This is a genomic window from Priestia sp. JNUCC 25 (assembly GCF_053667915.1).
On the sequence record NZ_CM132211.1, the window covers coordinates 2,078,043 to 2,092,910 of the forward strand.

Genomic DNA, 14,868 nt, shown 5'->3' on the forward strand with positions numbered 1-14,868 from the left:
CCTACTTCTTTATAAAAAACGCTCTTTTCTGAAATGAAAAGAGCGTTTTTTCTCTATTTAACGTATAAATGATCGCTAAGCTGCTCTGAAATAGTCTCTACATCTTCTTGTACATGTTTTTGTTTTTTCATCATTTCTAATAGTATTTCTTCAAGATTCTGTGAATGGTTTTGCTTATCTTTTGGTTTATGTAAGTACTTTGCAATTTGATGCATATTATTGCTTAGCCGGCTTAGTTCAGACTCAATCTTTCGGAGGTTAACCAATAGTTCCACACCTGCTTCTTTGCCGATTAAAGGAGGCTTGACTTTTCCATCCATAATAAATTTTCGAATGAGAGACGTTCGTTTTAAATTATAGTGTTCAATAAGTTCCTCTAATTTTTCTTTTTCTTCTTCATTCAACTTAATTGCTGGAATGCTGTGTCCTCTCATAAGGTATCTCCTTTCAAGAGCAGTTCTTGCTGCGTTCAATCATATGTAAACATTCTCTTGTCTTTAATAATAGCAACCTTTTCCATGGTTAACTATGGTGAAAAGTTACTAAAATGTCGAACGTACAGTCTGTTAAAAAACTGGTAAATTAAGAAATTTGGTTTAGTAATAGTTGAATTATAGAAGGAATGTCATTATCTACAATATTGCTGCTTTATTAAAAAGGCAGCAAAAGGGATGAATGGACCGCCTTTGTACTCAACCATTTTTGAGAGCGCAGCTTTAAAGAAGAGGGATGATTTTTATGATTTTTTCCTCGTACCACATCTTTCCTCCTAGTAACTCTGTCGAATCTTCTAGACTATTGTCTCAAGGGAATAGAAAGAAAGAAGACGAAATGGTTGAGAACGAGGTAAAGTCATATTATGTCTTTATTGACTTCATTTACATACTTTACGGGGGAGGAATACGTTTGAAACTAAAGAAACGATTAAAATTAAATAAGATAGGGGTAGCCATGCTTGCAGCCGGGGTTATGTGTACAGCTTATACGTCTATTCATACGCTACAAGCGCCTGTAGTCGCTTTGGCTGCAGAGGATCAGTCAGATTCTTTGGAGCTAGCATTTGCACAAGCATCTAAAGAATTTGGTGTGCCAGCTTCGCTTTTAAAAGCAATTTCCTACAACAAGTCGCGCTGGGAAAATCATAATGGAAAACCTAGTGCGGCCGGGGGATACGGTCTTATGCATTTAACAGACATCCCTTCTTTAGAAGATGGAAAAGGAAACGGAGCTGCATCTTCAAAACCAGCATATGACAAACAGCAAACGCTCTCCTTAGCTGCTAAGCTGCTTAACTCAGATAAAGAAAGATTAAAAAAAGATCCTGTGCAAAATATTCGCGGTGGCGCTGCTGTGCTAGCTTTTATCGCAAAAGACAAAAATGGAAACATACCGTCCACTGATCAGAAATGGTACGATGCAGTCGCCGCTTACAGTGCTTCTCAGGATAAAGAAAACGCTCAAGTATTTGCCGATGATGTATATGAAACATTGGAAAAAGGAGCAGAGCTTACAACTTCAGATGGACAGCATCTTAAAATTTCTCCTCAAAACATAGATATATCGATTCCTCGCTCTGAAAATTCCAATACGAATAAAGCAGATTGTCCCGCATCTTTAAAATGTGAATACATCCCTGCATTTTACGGGAAATTCAGCGAAAGTCCTTCAGATTACGGAAACTATGATATTGCGAATCGCCAAAAATCAGATGTTCGCTATATTGTTATTCATGATACAGAAGTAAGTTATGATGGAACGATTGATTTGTTTGCTAACCCAAATAGAGCAGCTGCAAACTATGTAATCCGTTCAAGTGATGGTCACATCGCACAGATGATTCATAACAAAGACGTAGCATGGCATGCAGGAAACTGGTATTTTAATACGCACAGTATTGGAATCGAGCATGAAGGGTTTGCGCTTGAAGGATCCACGTGGTTTACAGAAGAAATGTACCGTTCTTCGGCAAGACTCGTACGCCACCTTGCCAAAGAATATAATATTCCGTTAGACCGAGCTCACATTATTGGTCATGACGAGGTGCCAGGTTTGTCTCCTAAGGCTCAATCAGGTATGCATTCAGATCCCGGGCCGTTTTGGGATTGGGGACACTATATGGATTTGGTAGGAAGCCCGGTTGAGCGCCAGCACACAAACAAACTAGCCGTTACGATTAATCCAGTCTTTCAAAACAATCAGCCGGAGGTATCAGATGCACCAAAGCAGCCGGCCAACTTTGTGTATTTGCATCAAGCTCCCAGCAATGATTCACCGCTACTGAACGAGCCTGCAGCTTCAGGACCGGGAACGAAACAAACGTTAGACTGGGGAAGCAAAGCTGTAACTGGCCAAACGTATGCAGTAGCTGAGACAAAAGGAGAATGGACAGCGATTTGGTACGGAGGGCAAAAAGCGTGGTTTTATAATCCGCATAATAAAAATACAAGTAAAGGTACAGGCATATTATTAACGCCAAAACCAGGAAAAGAAAGCATTCAAGTATACGGAGGAGCTTTTCCGGAAGCTTCAGCCTATCCTTCTGGTATACCAGTTAAAGCTATGGTGCCACTTCAGTATAAAATTTCTCCAGAGCAGGTGTACGTGGCGGTAGAAAAAGTAAGGAGTGACTATTACTATGCACCCACTTTTACAACAAATCCAAACGATCACAAAATGATTGTTGGAAAAGACGAATATTATCAAATTTATTTTAATCACCGCTATGCGTTTGTGAAAGCGTCGGATGTAGAGGTTAAAAGACAATAGAATAGAGTGTTAAAAGAAAGGAAGAGACAGGGTGTTTAAACGGTATGTCTCTTTCTTTTCTTTTAAAAACCACAAAAATTCAGAATGTTATTGATGATGTTTTCTTATAATGATTTTCTAGCTTATTATCTTTTTACAAAAGGAAGGAATGTCCCGTGATTATAATTAAGCCTCTAAGTCAGTGTTCTTTTTCTGATGCATTACAAGTATTCAATAAAGGTTTTGAAGATTATTATCTTCCGATTGAGCTGTCACTAGATCAATTCACTTGTAGATTTGGTTTCGATCAGCTATCTGTCGACCATTCTTTTATGGCTTTTTATAATAATACACCAGCTGGAATTATGTTAAATGGAATAAAAAAGGTCAAGGGAAAAAAACATGCTTGGAATGGAGGTACAGGTGTAGCATTCCTTTACCGAAAAATGGGGATTGGTGAAGCCTTACTAAAAGCTACACTTGAGAGATACCAGCAGCAAGGAGTAGTGGAAGCCAGTCTGGAAGCATTTAAAGTGAATGAAAAAGCCATTCACCTTTATCAGAAATACGGATATGAGATTGTAGATAAGCTTTTATTTCTAAAGCATAGAGGTAGTTTTCACGCTTCTCTACTTAAAAAGAAGAATCAGCTTACGTATTCGTTAAAGCGAAGGCTTGCAAAAAATATTCGAAACCTACCCTTTTATACGTACGACGTTCCGTGGAAAAATCAATTTGACTGTATTCATGATGGAGAATCGTTTATTGCGTTGAATGAAAAAAACGAAGAAGTTGGCTATTTGTTATTTCAAAAGAATTTTTCTTCCATAGGCATCGTGAATTTCGTTACTTTTTATCAAGGAAGCGTTAAGGAACATATCTCAAATTCAGAGGACGTTCTGGGCTTTTTATTAGCAACCATTTTTAATATGTATGGACCAATTGCTTACAATACATATAATGTACCTGAAAAAAGAAATAGCTTACTCGTGAAAATGTTAAAATCATTTGGTTTTCAAGATTTATATACAGATGAAGGAATCAAACTTGAGCAGGTGTTTATGAAAAAACAACTTTAAAAAGCGGCCATGGGCCGCTTTTACTGCATTTCCGTAATTGGATGTGCATCATAAAATTCCTCGATTTTTTCTTGCTGTCCTTCGAATTTTTCTTTCCATACTTGTTTCACATCATTATAATTCCGAAGATCTATTCCGTAGAAGTCGGTTAACTCTTTTCGAGTAATGGTGATTGTCTGAGGAACAGTCGTATTAATAGTAAAGTGAACGCTGTCAGCATTTTGTACGGCAGAAAGTAAGATGATTGCGTTATGTAAAAGTATGCGTTTAGTTTTCACAGGCGTCCAGCTTTTTTCAAACGTATGCTGATTATTTATTGCAGCGTAATTAATTGCTAAGTAATAAGGTTTTTGCGTATCTTGAAAGGCTATACCTTTTAAATAAACGTGTCCTGGAAGCTTATTTGTAATTTGCTCTACTGAAGCCTCATGTTTTGAAGAAGTATGTTGAATAGAAGAAGCAGAGACTCTTTCGGCAGACAGATTATTATGAGGTGCATAAGCACACCCTGATAGGCAAGTGAGCACTGTGCAAAGTGTAAGAGAAGCATATATTTTTTTCATAATGGTAACTCCTTTTATTTATATCTACTTGTAAAGACGAAAGACCTATATATTTTGTTTCATACAAAATATAAGTTTATTCACTAAAAAGACAGATAATCCAAAATAATAGAAGTTAATAACCCTAATGAAGCAATAAAACCAATAACAGGGCCACCTTCTTCAAAAGCTTCCGGCAACATCGTAGAAGCAACCATTGACACAATTCCACCCCCGGCGAATGAGGCAATAAAACCCATCATGTTTGGGGTAGCATTTTGAAGAAATAGATATCCAATCCAAGAACAAAGAGCTGAGATAAAGAAGACAGAAAGCCATAATGAAAAAATTTTCTTTTGCTTATATTGGCTTTTTAGTAGTCCGCTTGTCCCGGAGATTCCTTCGGGTATATTGCTGATAAAAATAGAAACAACAAGCAGCCAGCTAACGTGGTGCTGTTCAATCAAACTTGCGCCAATCATCAGTGACTCAGGTATAGCATCCATAATGGTACCAATAAAAATGGCTAGTCCCGAGCTAGCGGGGACAAGGTGGTCCGAACGTTTTCTTTTGTGAGCGCCTTTTTTAGCTAAGGAGATGTCAAGAAGAGTAAAAAGTGCTGCGCCTGTTAAAAAGCCTAAAGAAGAAGCAATGATTCCCGCTTCTTTTACCGAATCTTGAATGAGCTCGTAAGCAGCAGCTCCTAACAAAACGCCCGTGCCAAAAGCCATAATATAAGCAGTCAACTGTTTTTTTAAAGGTATAAAAATAGCTATAATAGCTCCAATTAATACAGCTGAGCCTGAGACACCACCCCACATAAGGGCATCTATCACATGAGATCCCTACTTTCTTACGTACTTACTTGTAGTGTAACCATCTCTATGATTATTATGAAACAAGATAAATGAACTAAAAAAATGGAAAATAATCACTGATTTAGACCTTAAATAAAATAAGTCTTCTGTATAATTGACAAAATTTTCTGATTATGTCCGTTGAAAGTGAAAAAACCTTGTGATAGTCTGATCAAAAGATACAAAGATGGAAAAAAATTCTTTGACCTGTAGAAGATTAAAAAACTTAACGAGGTCACTTTTAAACGAAAGAAGGAATACGAGATGAATTCAAAAGCAGTAAAAAGAGAAAATCGCTATGCTAACTGGATTCCTATGCAAGAAATCAAATCAGTTGAACAGCAGCTTTACCCATTTGATATTTATAACAGTCTGCGTCAAGAGGCACCTATTCGTTACGATGAAAGCCGAAACTGCTGGGATGTATTTGATTATGAAACAGTAAAGTATATTTTAAAAAACCCGTCGCTTTTTTCATCCAAACGAGCAATGGAAGAACGCCAAGAAAGTATTTTAATGATGGACCCTCCAAAACATACAAAGTTACGAAACTTAGTAAACAAAGCTTTTACGCCAAGAGCTATTCAGCACTTGGAGGGTCATATTGAAGAGATTGCAGATTATTTATTAGATGAAGTAAGCAGCAAAAAAAAGTTTGACATAGTAGAAGACTTTGCTGGACCACTGCCGATTATTGTAATAGCAGAGCTGCTAGGAGTACCAATACAAGACCGAGCACTGTTTAAAAAATACTCCGATGACTTAGTGAGCGGTGCTGAAAATAATTCAGACGAAGCTTTTGCGAAAATGATGCAAAAGCGTAATGAAGGCGTGATTTTTTTACAAGGGTATTTTAAAGAAATTATCGCGGAGCGTCAGCAAAATAAACAAGAAGATCTCATTTCGCTTCTTTTAGAAGCAGAAATCGACGGCGAGCATTTAACAGAAGAGGAAGTGCTGGGGTTTTGTATTTTATTGCTAGTAGCAGGTAATGAGACAACAACAAACTTAATTACGAACGGAGTTCGGTATATGACAGAAGACGTAGACGTGCAGAATGAAGTTCGTCGAGACATATCGCTGGTTCCGAACCTGGTAGAAGAAACGCTTCGCTATTATCCTCCTATTCAAGCGATTGGACGCATAGCTGCTGAAGATGTAGAACTTGGAGAGTGTAAGATTAAAAAAGGACAGCAGGTAATTAGCTGGGCAGCGAGTGCAAATAGAGATTCAGCTAAGTTTGAACGTCCTGACACTTTTGTCGTGCATCGTAAAACAAATCCTCACGTGAGCTTTGGATTTGGCATCCATTTTTGCTTAGGAGCACCGCTAGCAAGAATGGAAGGGAAAATTGCTTTTACTAAGTTACTAGAAAAAGGAGAATTTTCGAAAGTTCAAAATCAGTCTTTAAAACCAATAGGCAGCCCTTTTGTTTTTGGCGTAAAAAAATACGAGATTACTTTTAATAAAGCTTAAAAAGCGAGCGCAAATTATGCGCTTGCTTTTTAGCGTTCAGTGTTCCATTTTTGGTCCTCTGAAGGGGACGTGTACGTGTCCATTGAAGAGATAAGCTGCTCGGGAGTATCAGAAATGTTGATGAGACGAATAGCAGAATCCGTAGAAAACCCTTCATCTACGGCATGCTGAACCATTTGCATAAGCGGGTTGTAGTAGCCGTTCACATTTAATAACCCTACTGGTTTTTTATGTATACCAATTTGAGCCCAGCAAAGAGCCTCAAACAACTCTTCAAATGTCCCGAAACCTCCAGGAAGCGCAATATAACCATCAGCTAACTCGTGCATAGTTGCCTTTCGCTCATGCATGCTCTCTACTTCGATGAGTTCTGTCAGCGCGGTATGAACAATTTCACCGCTAAACAAACCGCGGGGCATAATGCCGATGACTTCGCCTCCATGCTGAAGCATTTCATTTGCGACTTCTCCCATCAGGCCCATTCGCGAGCCTCCGTAAATCAGCCGGTAGTTTTTTTGGGCCATGTAGCGTCCTAGCGAGACGGCGGCCTCTTTATATTCTGTTTTTATTCCAGCGCTTGATCCTGCAAACACACAAATTGATTTCAATTGATTCACTCCTTTGTTTCTTTTCTATATAAGTCTTTTCTGTTTGTGAAGAACAAATTCCTTCTTAATAATTTATGAATTTTCACAATGTCATCGCTTGATTATTCTAAAAACTTTGCTTATAATCAAAGCGAAACGTCTGTTTGAAAGCGTTATCTATTGCTTTTCTTTTAATGGAAAAGACAGTACGTATAGATCTACTTGTAAGATAAGTAGATAACATGAACTTATAGGAAATTTGACCATTTTAAACGTATCAATTAGTAAGCATACGTACTTGCAGGATTAAGACAAGGGGGATATGGGGATATGATGAACAATTTAATACGCACATTAATGGTACAAACACCGACCGTACCGGGAAACTTAGGAAGAGTAGCAACAGCTATTGGAAATGTTGGAGGAGATATTGGTGAAGTTGAAACCGTTAAAGTAGGACATAACTACACCATGAGAAGCATTACGGTTCAAGTAGAAAGTGAAGACCAGCTTGAGGAATTGCTTGAAGCGGTTCGCAGTTTAGAAGGCATTACTTTACATACAGTATCAGATGAAGTTCTTCATGCGCATGAAGGCGGCAAAATTCAAATGAAAAGCAAAATGAAAATTGAGTCAATTGCTGATTTAAGAAGAGTATATACCCCTGGTGTAGCAAACGTTTGCCGTGCTATTCAAGAACAGCCGGACAAAGCGAAGATTTATACGAGTATTGGAAACACGGTTGCGATTGTAACAGATGGTACCGCTATACTAGGATTAGGAAATATTGGTCCAGTTGCAGGAATGCCTGTTATGGAAGGAAAAGCTGCGTTATTTGATCAACTTGCCAATGTAAACGCTATCCCTATTTTGTTGAATGTAAATGAGCCGGAAGAAATCATTCAAACGGTTAAAAATATTTCACCGGGATTTGGCGGTATTTTACTAGAAGATATAGGGTCGCCTCACTGCTTTGAAATTGAAGAACGTTTAAAAGAAGAGCTCGATATTCCAGTTATGCATGATGATCAGCACGGAACAGCGGTGGTGACACTAGCGGCAGCTATCTCAGCTTGTCGCAGCACAGGTGTGAATTTGAAAGAAGCAAAAGTAGGACAAATCGGCTTAGGAGCTGCCGGCATCGCTACTTGCAGAATGTTCATGGCTTACGGTGTTAAACAGGTGATAGGAGCTGATAAGTCTCCTGAAGCGAATGAGCGCTTAGTCAGCTACGGTGGAAAAGTAGCGGATTCATTAGAAGAGCTTATGGAGAACTGTGATATTGTTATTGCGACAACAGGTGTACCTGGCTTAATACAAAAAGAATGGATTCGAAAAGGGCAAATCATTCTAGCACTTTCTAATCCAAAGCCAGAAATTGAACCTGAAGATGCTCTTGAAGCAGGAGCTATTTACGCTACTGACGGAAGGTCAGTAAATAATGTACTTGGCTTCCCAGGTATTTTCAGAGGAGTGTTAAATGCGGGGGTGCGCGATATTACGCATACGATGCTTGTAGCTGCAGCTGAAGCCATTGCAAATTCAACGCGTCCAGGCGATTTAGTTCCTCATCCTCTTAATCTAGCTGTACATGAAGCAGTATCTGAAGCAGTTGAAAGAGCGGCTGTTGTACACGGAGAGAAAGACGGCGTTTATCGATAACAAACAAGGCTGCCTCGAAATAGGCAGCCTTGTTTGTTTTTTATCAAAAAATAATAAGAAAATAGCAAACTATGAAACTTTTTTCCTTTTTTAACGTAATATAGTAATAGAAATAGTAAAAAAGGTAGAGAAAGGAGTTTTTATGGAGTTTGAACATTTAAAGGGCAAATTGCCCCTCGAGGCTAAAAAAGCGATGCGCTGGCAATCCATTTTTACGCATAGCCTGTGGCTTCTTGCAACAGCGGGTTATTTTCTACTCGTTCATTTTTTTGATTGGTGGTCAATTATTGGATGGATATCAGCTGGACTATTAGTCGTGAGCTTTATCATATATACAATTATAGCTCCAAATGTATATATGAATGTATATTCATATGAAGTCACAGATACTCAAATTGATGTACAAAGAGGGCTGTTCATCTGGTATCATACGAAAATTCCGCTTGTGAAAGTGCAGCACGTTGAAACGTTGACAGGGCCGATTTTTCGAAAATTTGACTTGGCATCTGTTAAAATCATCACAGCAGCTGGAAGCGTCGAAATTCCTGCACTTGTACAAAGAGATGCTGAAGCACTGCGAGAGTATATTGCTAGACTAGCAGAGGTAGATGATGAAGATGAGTAAGCGGCTGCATCCGCTATATATTGCAATAGCATTTATTGAACATATAAAAAATAATATCCTGCCTTTTGTGTTTGTATTTATTGTCAATCGGCACCTGTTGTTTACATATTGGTGGGCAACGCTATTAGCGGGAGGCGTAGTCGCTTTATTTGCTTTTTTTACTTGGAAGGAATTTCGTTATGAAGTAACGGAAACGGAAGTGCGTCTGTATAAAGGGATTTTTAAAAAAGAAAAAAGATTTATTCAACGAAATCGCATTCAATCGATTCAGTTAGATCAGCCTTTTGTTTTTAGAATTCTTCGCTTAGCCCGGCTTCGTATTGACACGGCCAGCAGCGGTACAGATGCTGAAATTGATTTATCTGGTATTTCACTAAAAGAAGCGCACCATCTTAAAGATACGTTAAAGCTGTCAGGGAGTCAGCGGGAAATAAGGGAAAAAAGTCCTGAACGTACGATGAAAGTGTCGGTGAAACAGCTGGCGTTAGCTGCTGCGTTTTCCGGGAATTTTGGCTATATATTTGCTGCTCTTGGTTTTCTCTATCAGTATATTGATACGTATATCAACCGCTGGGTGAAGACAGCTTACGAAGAAGTGATTCATCAATCGATGCTTGGTTTATTTGTATTAGTGACTGTAATTGTGGTGCTTGCTTATTTGCTGTCTATCGTTTTATATGTGATACGATTTGGCGGTTTTACCGTAGAACGCTACGATCATTATCTACATATTAAATACGGACTGTTAAATAAGAAATCCCTTACGATTCCTTTTCATAAAATACAGGCTGTTACGATAGAGGAAGGGTTGGTTCGACGCTTATTTGGATGGTCTTCCGTTTCGTTAAACGTCGTAACCTCTGATTTAAAAGAAAAGGTCTATTTGCACCCGTTTATCCAGCAAAAAAAGATTGCAGCGTTAATGAACGTATATGTGCCGCACTATGAATATATAAAGTGTCCAAGAAATACAGCAATTCAATATGCGTGGTATCCATTACTAGTACCGGTCTTGTTATTTGCGGCGGCAGGGATTGGCATCAGCTTTTGGAAATCCATGTTTGTGTGGATTATTGCTGTGCTATGCCTTGTATACGTACTTATTCACTGGGGCAGCTATCGTCAAGGCGGCTTAATGATGAACGATGTATTTGTCAGTATTCGATCGCAGTTTTTAACACGAAAAACAACGATTATTAGAAGAAAGAAAATAGAAGAAATTGAGGTGTTTGCAGGCACCTTTTTATGGAAAAAAGGATACAGAAAAATAAAAATTGCAACTATGGGTACAAGCGGCAGCTATAAGTCGGGATATTTTCCATTTGAGATTTGGCATCCTATCTTTCTGCAAGCTACTTCGTCTAAAAAGGCATGAAGAACATCATTGTTCTCCATGCCTTTTGACGTTATCTATTCATTAAATTTTTTCCCTTGCTCGTAATAGCTATTCATCACCTCAACTGGCACCATACTGCCTCCAGTTGACCATACAAGGTGAGTAGCTTTTGACATATCGTTTTCTAGTCCTTGCGCTTGTATATAGGAAGACCCGCTTTCCATCAGGTGGAGAGGTCCTTGTAGACCAGCCGCTGCTGAAGGTTCTATATACATATTTTCACGATTGGCTAGCTCATAAATAAATCGGAAAAGCTGATCATCTTCTACGGTATAAATTCCGCTAATAAGCGATTTTATCGTTTCGCCTACAAAGCTAGATGGCCTTCCTACAGCTAGTCCATCGGCAGCTGTTGCGTTATCAAGTCCAATATCCGTAACGGAAATGCCATCATGCAGCTCGGTCATTAATCCAAGCAGCATGCAAGGAGAGTGAGTAGGTTCAGCAAAAAAGCAGTGAACGTGATCGCCGTATATTGCTTTTAATCCAAACGTAATACCGCCAGGACCTCCGCCTACTCCGCAAGGTAAATAGACAAATAAAGGGTGTTCGGCGTCTACTTGAATCCGCAGCTCGGCTAGCTGCTTTTTCAAACGTAAAGCAGCGACGGAATAACCAAGAAATAAATCTCTAGACTGCTCATCGTCAATAAAATGACAGGCGGGGTCTGCTTCGGCTTGCTTTCGTCCTTCTTCCACGGCTTTTCCGTAGTCAGACTGATATTCAATAACGGTTACACCTTTAGAACGAAGCAGATCTTTTTTCCATTTTTTAGCGTCCGCTGACATATGGACGGTGACGTTAAAGCCGAGAGTAGCGCTCATAATACCAATGCTTAAACCTAAATTACCGGTAGATCCTACTGCAATAGAATAAGAAGAAAATAACTTTTTACATCGTTCTTCAGCTAGAAGAGCGTAGCTGTCTTCCTCGGTAAGCAGTCCTTCTTTGATAGCAAGACTTTCAGCAAATTTTAATACTTCATAAATGCCGCCTCTTGCTTTAATAGAACCTGATATGGGAAGATCATGATCGCATTTCATCAGTAATTTTCCTTGCAGCATGTGATTCATTTGTTGATTTAAATAGTCTTTCATGTATGCAATTTCTTGAAGAGGTGATTCAATGATTCCTTTTGATGCTTTCAGCTCCGGAAAAGCGATTTGAAGAAAAGAAGAAAAGCGAGAAAGACGTTCTTTTGCATCTTTTATATCTTTGGTATGTAAAGAAAGTGAAGAAAGTTCTCCTTGAGCAGGTTTTATAAAAGGATTTATCCAAAGTATTTCCTGTTTATTGATTAAAGGTGTTAATAAAGGATATTCATGCATCCATGTAGCAAGGGGCTTTTGGTGAAATAAATGTGTCGTCATAAAGGCTCCTTTCGCAATATGTTATTTCCTTTATATGTATAGTATCAAGAATAGAAGAAGTTGAAAACGAAAATATCAAAAAGCAGAAAGCACATTTTAACCACCTCTTGTATACTAATAAAGATAATCTATACAATTACATAGAAAAAAAGGAGAGGAATTCATGCCATTTTCAGGCGATGATAGCAGATGTCCTATCTGCGGAGAAAAAAATAACTGTGCTTCTGTACAAGGCAGAGAAATAGAAAAGTGTTGGTGTATGCAGAAAGTTTTTACTCCTGGTCTGTTTAAACAAATTCCTTTAGAAAGCAGAGGAAAAGCGTGTGTATGTGTCAAATGCGTTGAGAGACAGAAGAAAGAAGGTGAGGATTAACTTGAAAAAAGGAATTATTTCATACGGTGAGGCCTTTATTGATTATATTGCTAAAAACGAATTTAACACTAGCTTTGACCCTTTTTTGGGAGGCACAACCGTTAATGTAGCAGTTGGAGTTCAGAAGTTAGGAGCAAAAGCATATTATATCTGCAAGTTAGGCAGTGATGAAACAAGTGATTTTGTAAGAAAGAACCTTTTAATTGAAGGAGTGAATCAAAGCGGCTGTGTAATATCGGAGACTAAAAAAGTTTGTGAAGTGTATGTACATAAAAGTAAAGAAGGAGATCGTTACTTTCATTCCTACATAGATTCTACACCTCATGAGCAAGTGTATAAACATGAGCTGCAGGAAGCTTTATTTGAGCAGGCAGCGATTTTTTATTTTGGATCAGGTACGTTGTTTCATCCGATTTCTCAGGAAACTACAAAAGAAGCTGTGAGGCTCGCAAAAAAACATCGTATGCTTGTAGCGTTTGATCCAAATATTCGAATGAAAAGATGGGAAAGTGAAGCAGCATGTAGAAATATCGTGACACCGTTTTTGTCCGAAACAGACATTTTGAAAATCTCTCAAGATGAGCTCCTATTTTTGATGAATTCAGCAGACCTGACAGAAAGCCTAGAAAAACTGAGAGCATATCATATTCCGTACGTATGGGTCACTCAGGGAGAAAATGGCGCAGCAGCCGTTACTGCAAATCAAACGCTTCATGTGAGTGCAAAAGAAGTGCAGGCGATAGACACGACGGGAGCGGGTGATGCATTTATGGCAGGAATTTTATGGTGCGTTCACGAAAAAGGATTACCTGAAAGTGAGGAGTCACAGAAGCAGTACACAACCTTTGCTAACGCGTTAGGTGGAGCAGTTTCGGCAAGGTATGGAGGAATAATTTCGCTTAAAGCAAAAGATGTATCTAGTATAAAAGCAGGTAGCTGATAGCTACCTGCTTTTGAAAGTTTATTATTTAAAAAATGACAGTATAATCATAAGGGCAAAAATAATCGTAAGATGGTTCAATGAGAACACAAACATTAAAGTAGCCCATTTTGTATCTTCTAATTTTTTAAATCCAACAATTCCAAGAAGCATCCACACTAATGTTAAACCGAACATTGTAAATGCGATAATTTTACTAAACGACAAAAATAAGAAAGATGCCGCTAGTAAAATAACTAGGTATACAAGCGTTTGGACTTTGGAACGACGGATACCTTTTACTACAGGAAGCATTGGTACACCTGCGGCTTTATATTCCTCAAGTCTTCTAATCGCAATAGCGTAGAAGTGAGGAGGCTGCCATAAAAACATAAATACAAACAATCCAATTGCTACCGGATGAAATAAGTCTGGTGAAATAGCGGCCCAGCCAATGATTGGAGGCATAGCTCCAGAAATACTTCCGACTTCGGTATTATAAATGGTTGTACGTTTTGTAAGCATAGTGTAAGGCACTACATAAAAGAAAAATCCTAAAATACCCATAATGGCGGCCATGTTAGAAACTAAAAATAAAATACCTACACCGATAACAAATAAAGCCAGTCCTAACCATAGAGCAAATTTAGGGTTGACCGCTCCTGTTACCGTCGGTCTGTCTTTCGTACGTTTCATGATCGCATCAATATCACGGTCATAGAAGTTATTAACTGCCCCAGCTCCTCCTACGACAAAGGATGTCCCAATTAAAGCCAAAATAATGATAGGAATTTGTGTCACAAAGCTTAAGTCATTAACAGCAATTGCGAGACAAAGCCCAGCAACCATTCCTAGTGAGTTCGATTTAATAATCCCAGTTTTTATAATAGCACTGATTACTTCCCGGGAAAAATACTGATTGATAGGAAGTGATTCCTTTGTGATAACTTCGGTATTTTTCACAGCAATTCTCCTTTTTGAGCTTATTCTTGCATGAATAAACCTAATCTTTATTAATCAACTAAACTATTTTAACAAAAAAATATCGTAATTACATCAAGGTTGCTCGTAAAATTTGTTAACATTCCTTGAACTTTTTAAAAAAACAAAGAAAAATGTCGAATTACCAATTAAAAATAAGTACATCCTTTATTATAAGATAAAAATGGAATGCTTAAAAATGAAAATTTTGACTATCTGGTGAACTTTTAACGAGCAAGAAACTCGAACTTAATCG

The 14,868-nt window shown here is 38.3% G+C and carries 14 protein-coding genes; 8 read left to right on the top strand and 6 right to left on the bottom strand.

All coding sequences use genetic code 11. The features are described from left to right. Positions 1-53: 53 nt before the first annotated feature. Positions 54-434 (bottom strand): plasmid mobilization protein, encoded by a 381-nt coding sequence (locus tag JNUCC25_RS10525; protein ID WP_013056777.1) that lies wholly within the window; start codon positions 432-434, stop codon positions 54-56. A gap of 472 nt (positions 435-906) precedes the next feature. Between JNUCC25_RS10525 and JNUCC25_RS10530 the strand changes: the two genes are divergently transcribed. Together JNUCC25_RS10530 and JNUCC25_RS10535 are read left to right on the top strand one after the other, a co-directional pair. Further along, positions 907-2,766 carry an N-acetylmuramoyl-L-alanine amidase gene (locus tag JNUCC25_RS10530; RefSeq protein WP_064471603.1) on the top strand — a complete coding sequence of 620 codons (1,860 nt, stop codon included), beginning with the start codon at positions 907-909 and terminating at the stop codon, positions 2,764-2,766. A 155-nt stretch (positions 2,767-2,921) separates the two neighbouring features. Further along, positions 2,922-3,824 carry a GNAT family N-acetyltransferase gene (locus JNUCC25_RS10535; protein WP_064471604.1) on the top strand — a complete coding sequence of 301 codons (903 nt, stop codon included), beginning with the start codon at positions 2,922-2,924 and terminating at the stop codon, positions 3,822-3,824. Positions 3,825-3,844: 20 nt separating this feature from the next. Here JNUCC25_RS10535 and JNUCC25_RS10540 read toward each other — a convergent pair whose 3' ends face one another. Both JNUCC25_RS10540 and JNUCC25_RS10545 read right to left on the bottom strand, forming a co-directional pair. Beyond that, positions 3,845-4,387 carry a DUF4825 domain-containing protein gene (locus tag JNUCC25_RS10540; RefSeq protein ID WP_064471605.1) on the bottom strand — a complete coding sequence of 181 codons (543 nt, stop codon included), beginning with the start codon at positions 4,385-4,387 and terminating at the stop codon, positions 3,845-3,847. 83 nt (positions 4,388-4,470) lie between these two features. Then, positions 4,471-5,202, bottom strand: coding sequence for a ZIP family metal transporter (locus JNUCC25_RS10545; RefSeq protein ID WP_013056781.1), 732 nt, complete (start codon positions 5,200-5,202; stop codon positions 4,471-4,473). 285 nt (positions 5,203-5,487) lie between these two features. Between JNUCC25_RS10545 and JNUCC25_RS10550 the strand changes: the two genes are divergently transcribed. Further along, complete coding sequence (locus JNUCC25_RS10550; protein WP_013056782.1) at positions 5,488-6,699, top strand: cytochrome P450; 1,212 nt, start codon at positions 5,488-5,490, stop codon at positions 6,697-6,699. 29 nt (positions 6,700-6,728) lie between these two features. Here JNUCC25_RS10550 and JNUCC25_RS10555 read toward each other — a convergent pair whose 3' ends face one another. Next, positions 6,729-7,307, bottom strand: a complete 579-nt coding sequence (locus JNUCC25_RS10555; RefSeq protein WP_029321425.1) for an LOG family protein — start codon at positions 7,305-7,307, stop codon at positions 6,729-6,731. Positions 7,308-7,616: 309 nt separating this feature from the next. Here JNUCC25_RS10555 and JNUCC25_RS10560 point away from each other — a divergent pair, with 309 nt between their 5' ends. The 3 genes from JNUCC25_RS10560 to JNUCC25_RS10570 all read left to right on the top strand — a co-directional run bounded on the left by JNUCC25_RS10560 (position 7,617) and on the right by JNUCC25_RS10570 (position 10,948). Then, positions 7,617-8,948 (top strand): NAD-dependent malic enzyme, encoded by a 1,332-nt coding sequence (locus JNUCC25_RS10560; protein ID WP_014460373.1) that lies wholly within the window; start codon positions 7,617-7,619, stop codon positions 8,946-8,948. A gap of 142 nt (positions 8,949-9,090) precedes the next feature. Then, entirely contained in the window at positions 9,091-9,573 is a 483-nt protein-coding gene (locus tag JNUCC25_RS10565; protein WP_013056785.1) for a PH domain-containing protein, read from the top strand. Then, on the top strand, positions 9,566-10,948 hold the full coding sequence (locus JNUCC25_RS10570) for a PH domain-containing protein (RefSeq protein ID WP_263033021.1): 1,383 nt from the start codon (positions 9,566-9,568) through the stop codon (positions 10,946-10,948). Before JNUCC25_RS10565 ends, JNUCC25_RS10570 begins: the two co-directional genes overlap by 8 nt. Positions 10,949-10,983: 35 nt before the next feature. Here JNUCC25_RS10570 and JNUCC25_RS10575 read toward each other — a convergent pair whose 3' ends face one another. Beyond that, positions 10,984-12,339, bottom strand: a complete 1,356-nt coding sequence (locus JNUCC25_RS10575; RefSeq protein WP_064471607.1) for a D-serine ammonia-lyase — start codon at positions 12,337-12,339, stop codon at positions 10,984-10,986. A gap of 163 nt (positions 12,340-12,502) precedes the next feature. Between JNUCC25_RS10575 and JNUCC25_RS10580 the strand changes: the two genes are divergently transcribed. Together JNUCC25_RS10580 and JNUCC25_RS10585 are read left to right on the top strand one after the other, a co-directional pair. Further along, a complete protein-coding gene (locus JNUCC25_RS10580; RefSeq protein WP_064471608.1) occupies positions 12,503-12,712 on the top strand; it encodes a cysteine-rich CWC family protein in 210 nt (69 codons plus the stop codon). Between the two features lies 1 nt (position 12,713). Further along, positions 12,714-13,652, top strand: a complete 939-nt coding sequence (locus tag JNUCC25_RS10585; protein ID WP_041816544.1) for a carbohydrate kinase family protein — start codon at positions 12,714-12,716, stop codon at positions 13,650-13,652. A 24-nt stretch (positions 13,653-13,676) separates the two neighbouring features. Here JNUCC25_RS10585 and cyoE read toward each other — a convergent pair whose 3' ends face one another. After that, a complete protein-coding gene (gene cyoE, locus JNUCC25_RS10590) occupies positions 13,677-14,594 on the bottom strand; it encodes a heme o synthase (RefSeq protein ID WP_013056789.1) in 918 nt (305 codons plus the stop codon). Positions 14,595-14,868 lie beyond the last annotated feature (274 nt).

Excerpts from the sequence above, each read along its gene's own strand:
- JNUCC25_RS10525 (WP_013056777.1), bottom strand. The coding sequence starts at position 434 with ATGAGAGGACACAGCATTCCAGCAATTAAGTTGAATGAAGAAGAAAAA.
- JNUCC25_RS10540 (WP_064471605.1), bottom strand. The coding sequence starts at position 4,387 with ATGAAAAAAATATATGCTTCTCTTACACTTTGCACAGTGCTCACTTGC.
- JNUCC25_RS10550 (WP_013056782.1), top strand. The coding sequence starts at position 5,488 with ATGAATTCAAAAGCAGTAAAAAGAGAAAATCGCTATGCTAACTGGATT.
- JNUCC25_RS10560 (WP_014460373.1), top strand. The coding sequence starts at position 7,617 with ATGATGAACAATTTAATACGCACATTAATGGTACAAACACCGACCGTA.
- JNUCC25_RS10565 (WP_013056785.1), top strand. The coding sequence starts at position 9,091 with ATGGAGTTTGAACATTTAAAGGGCAAATTGCCCCTCGAGGCTAAAAAA.
- JNUCC25_RS10570 (WP_263033021.1), top strand. The coding sequence starts at position 9,566 with ATGAGTAAGCGGCTGCATCCGCTATATATTGCAATAGCATTTATTGAA.
- JNUCC25_RS10575 (WP_064471607.1), bottom strand. The coding sequence starts at position 12,339 with ATGACGACACATTTATTTCACCAAAAGCCCCTTGCTACATGGATGCAT.
- JNUCC25_RS10580 (WP_064471608.1), top strand. The coding sequence starts at position 12,503 with ATGCCATTTTCAGGCGATGATAGCAGATGTCCTATCTGCGGAGAAAAA.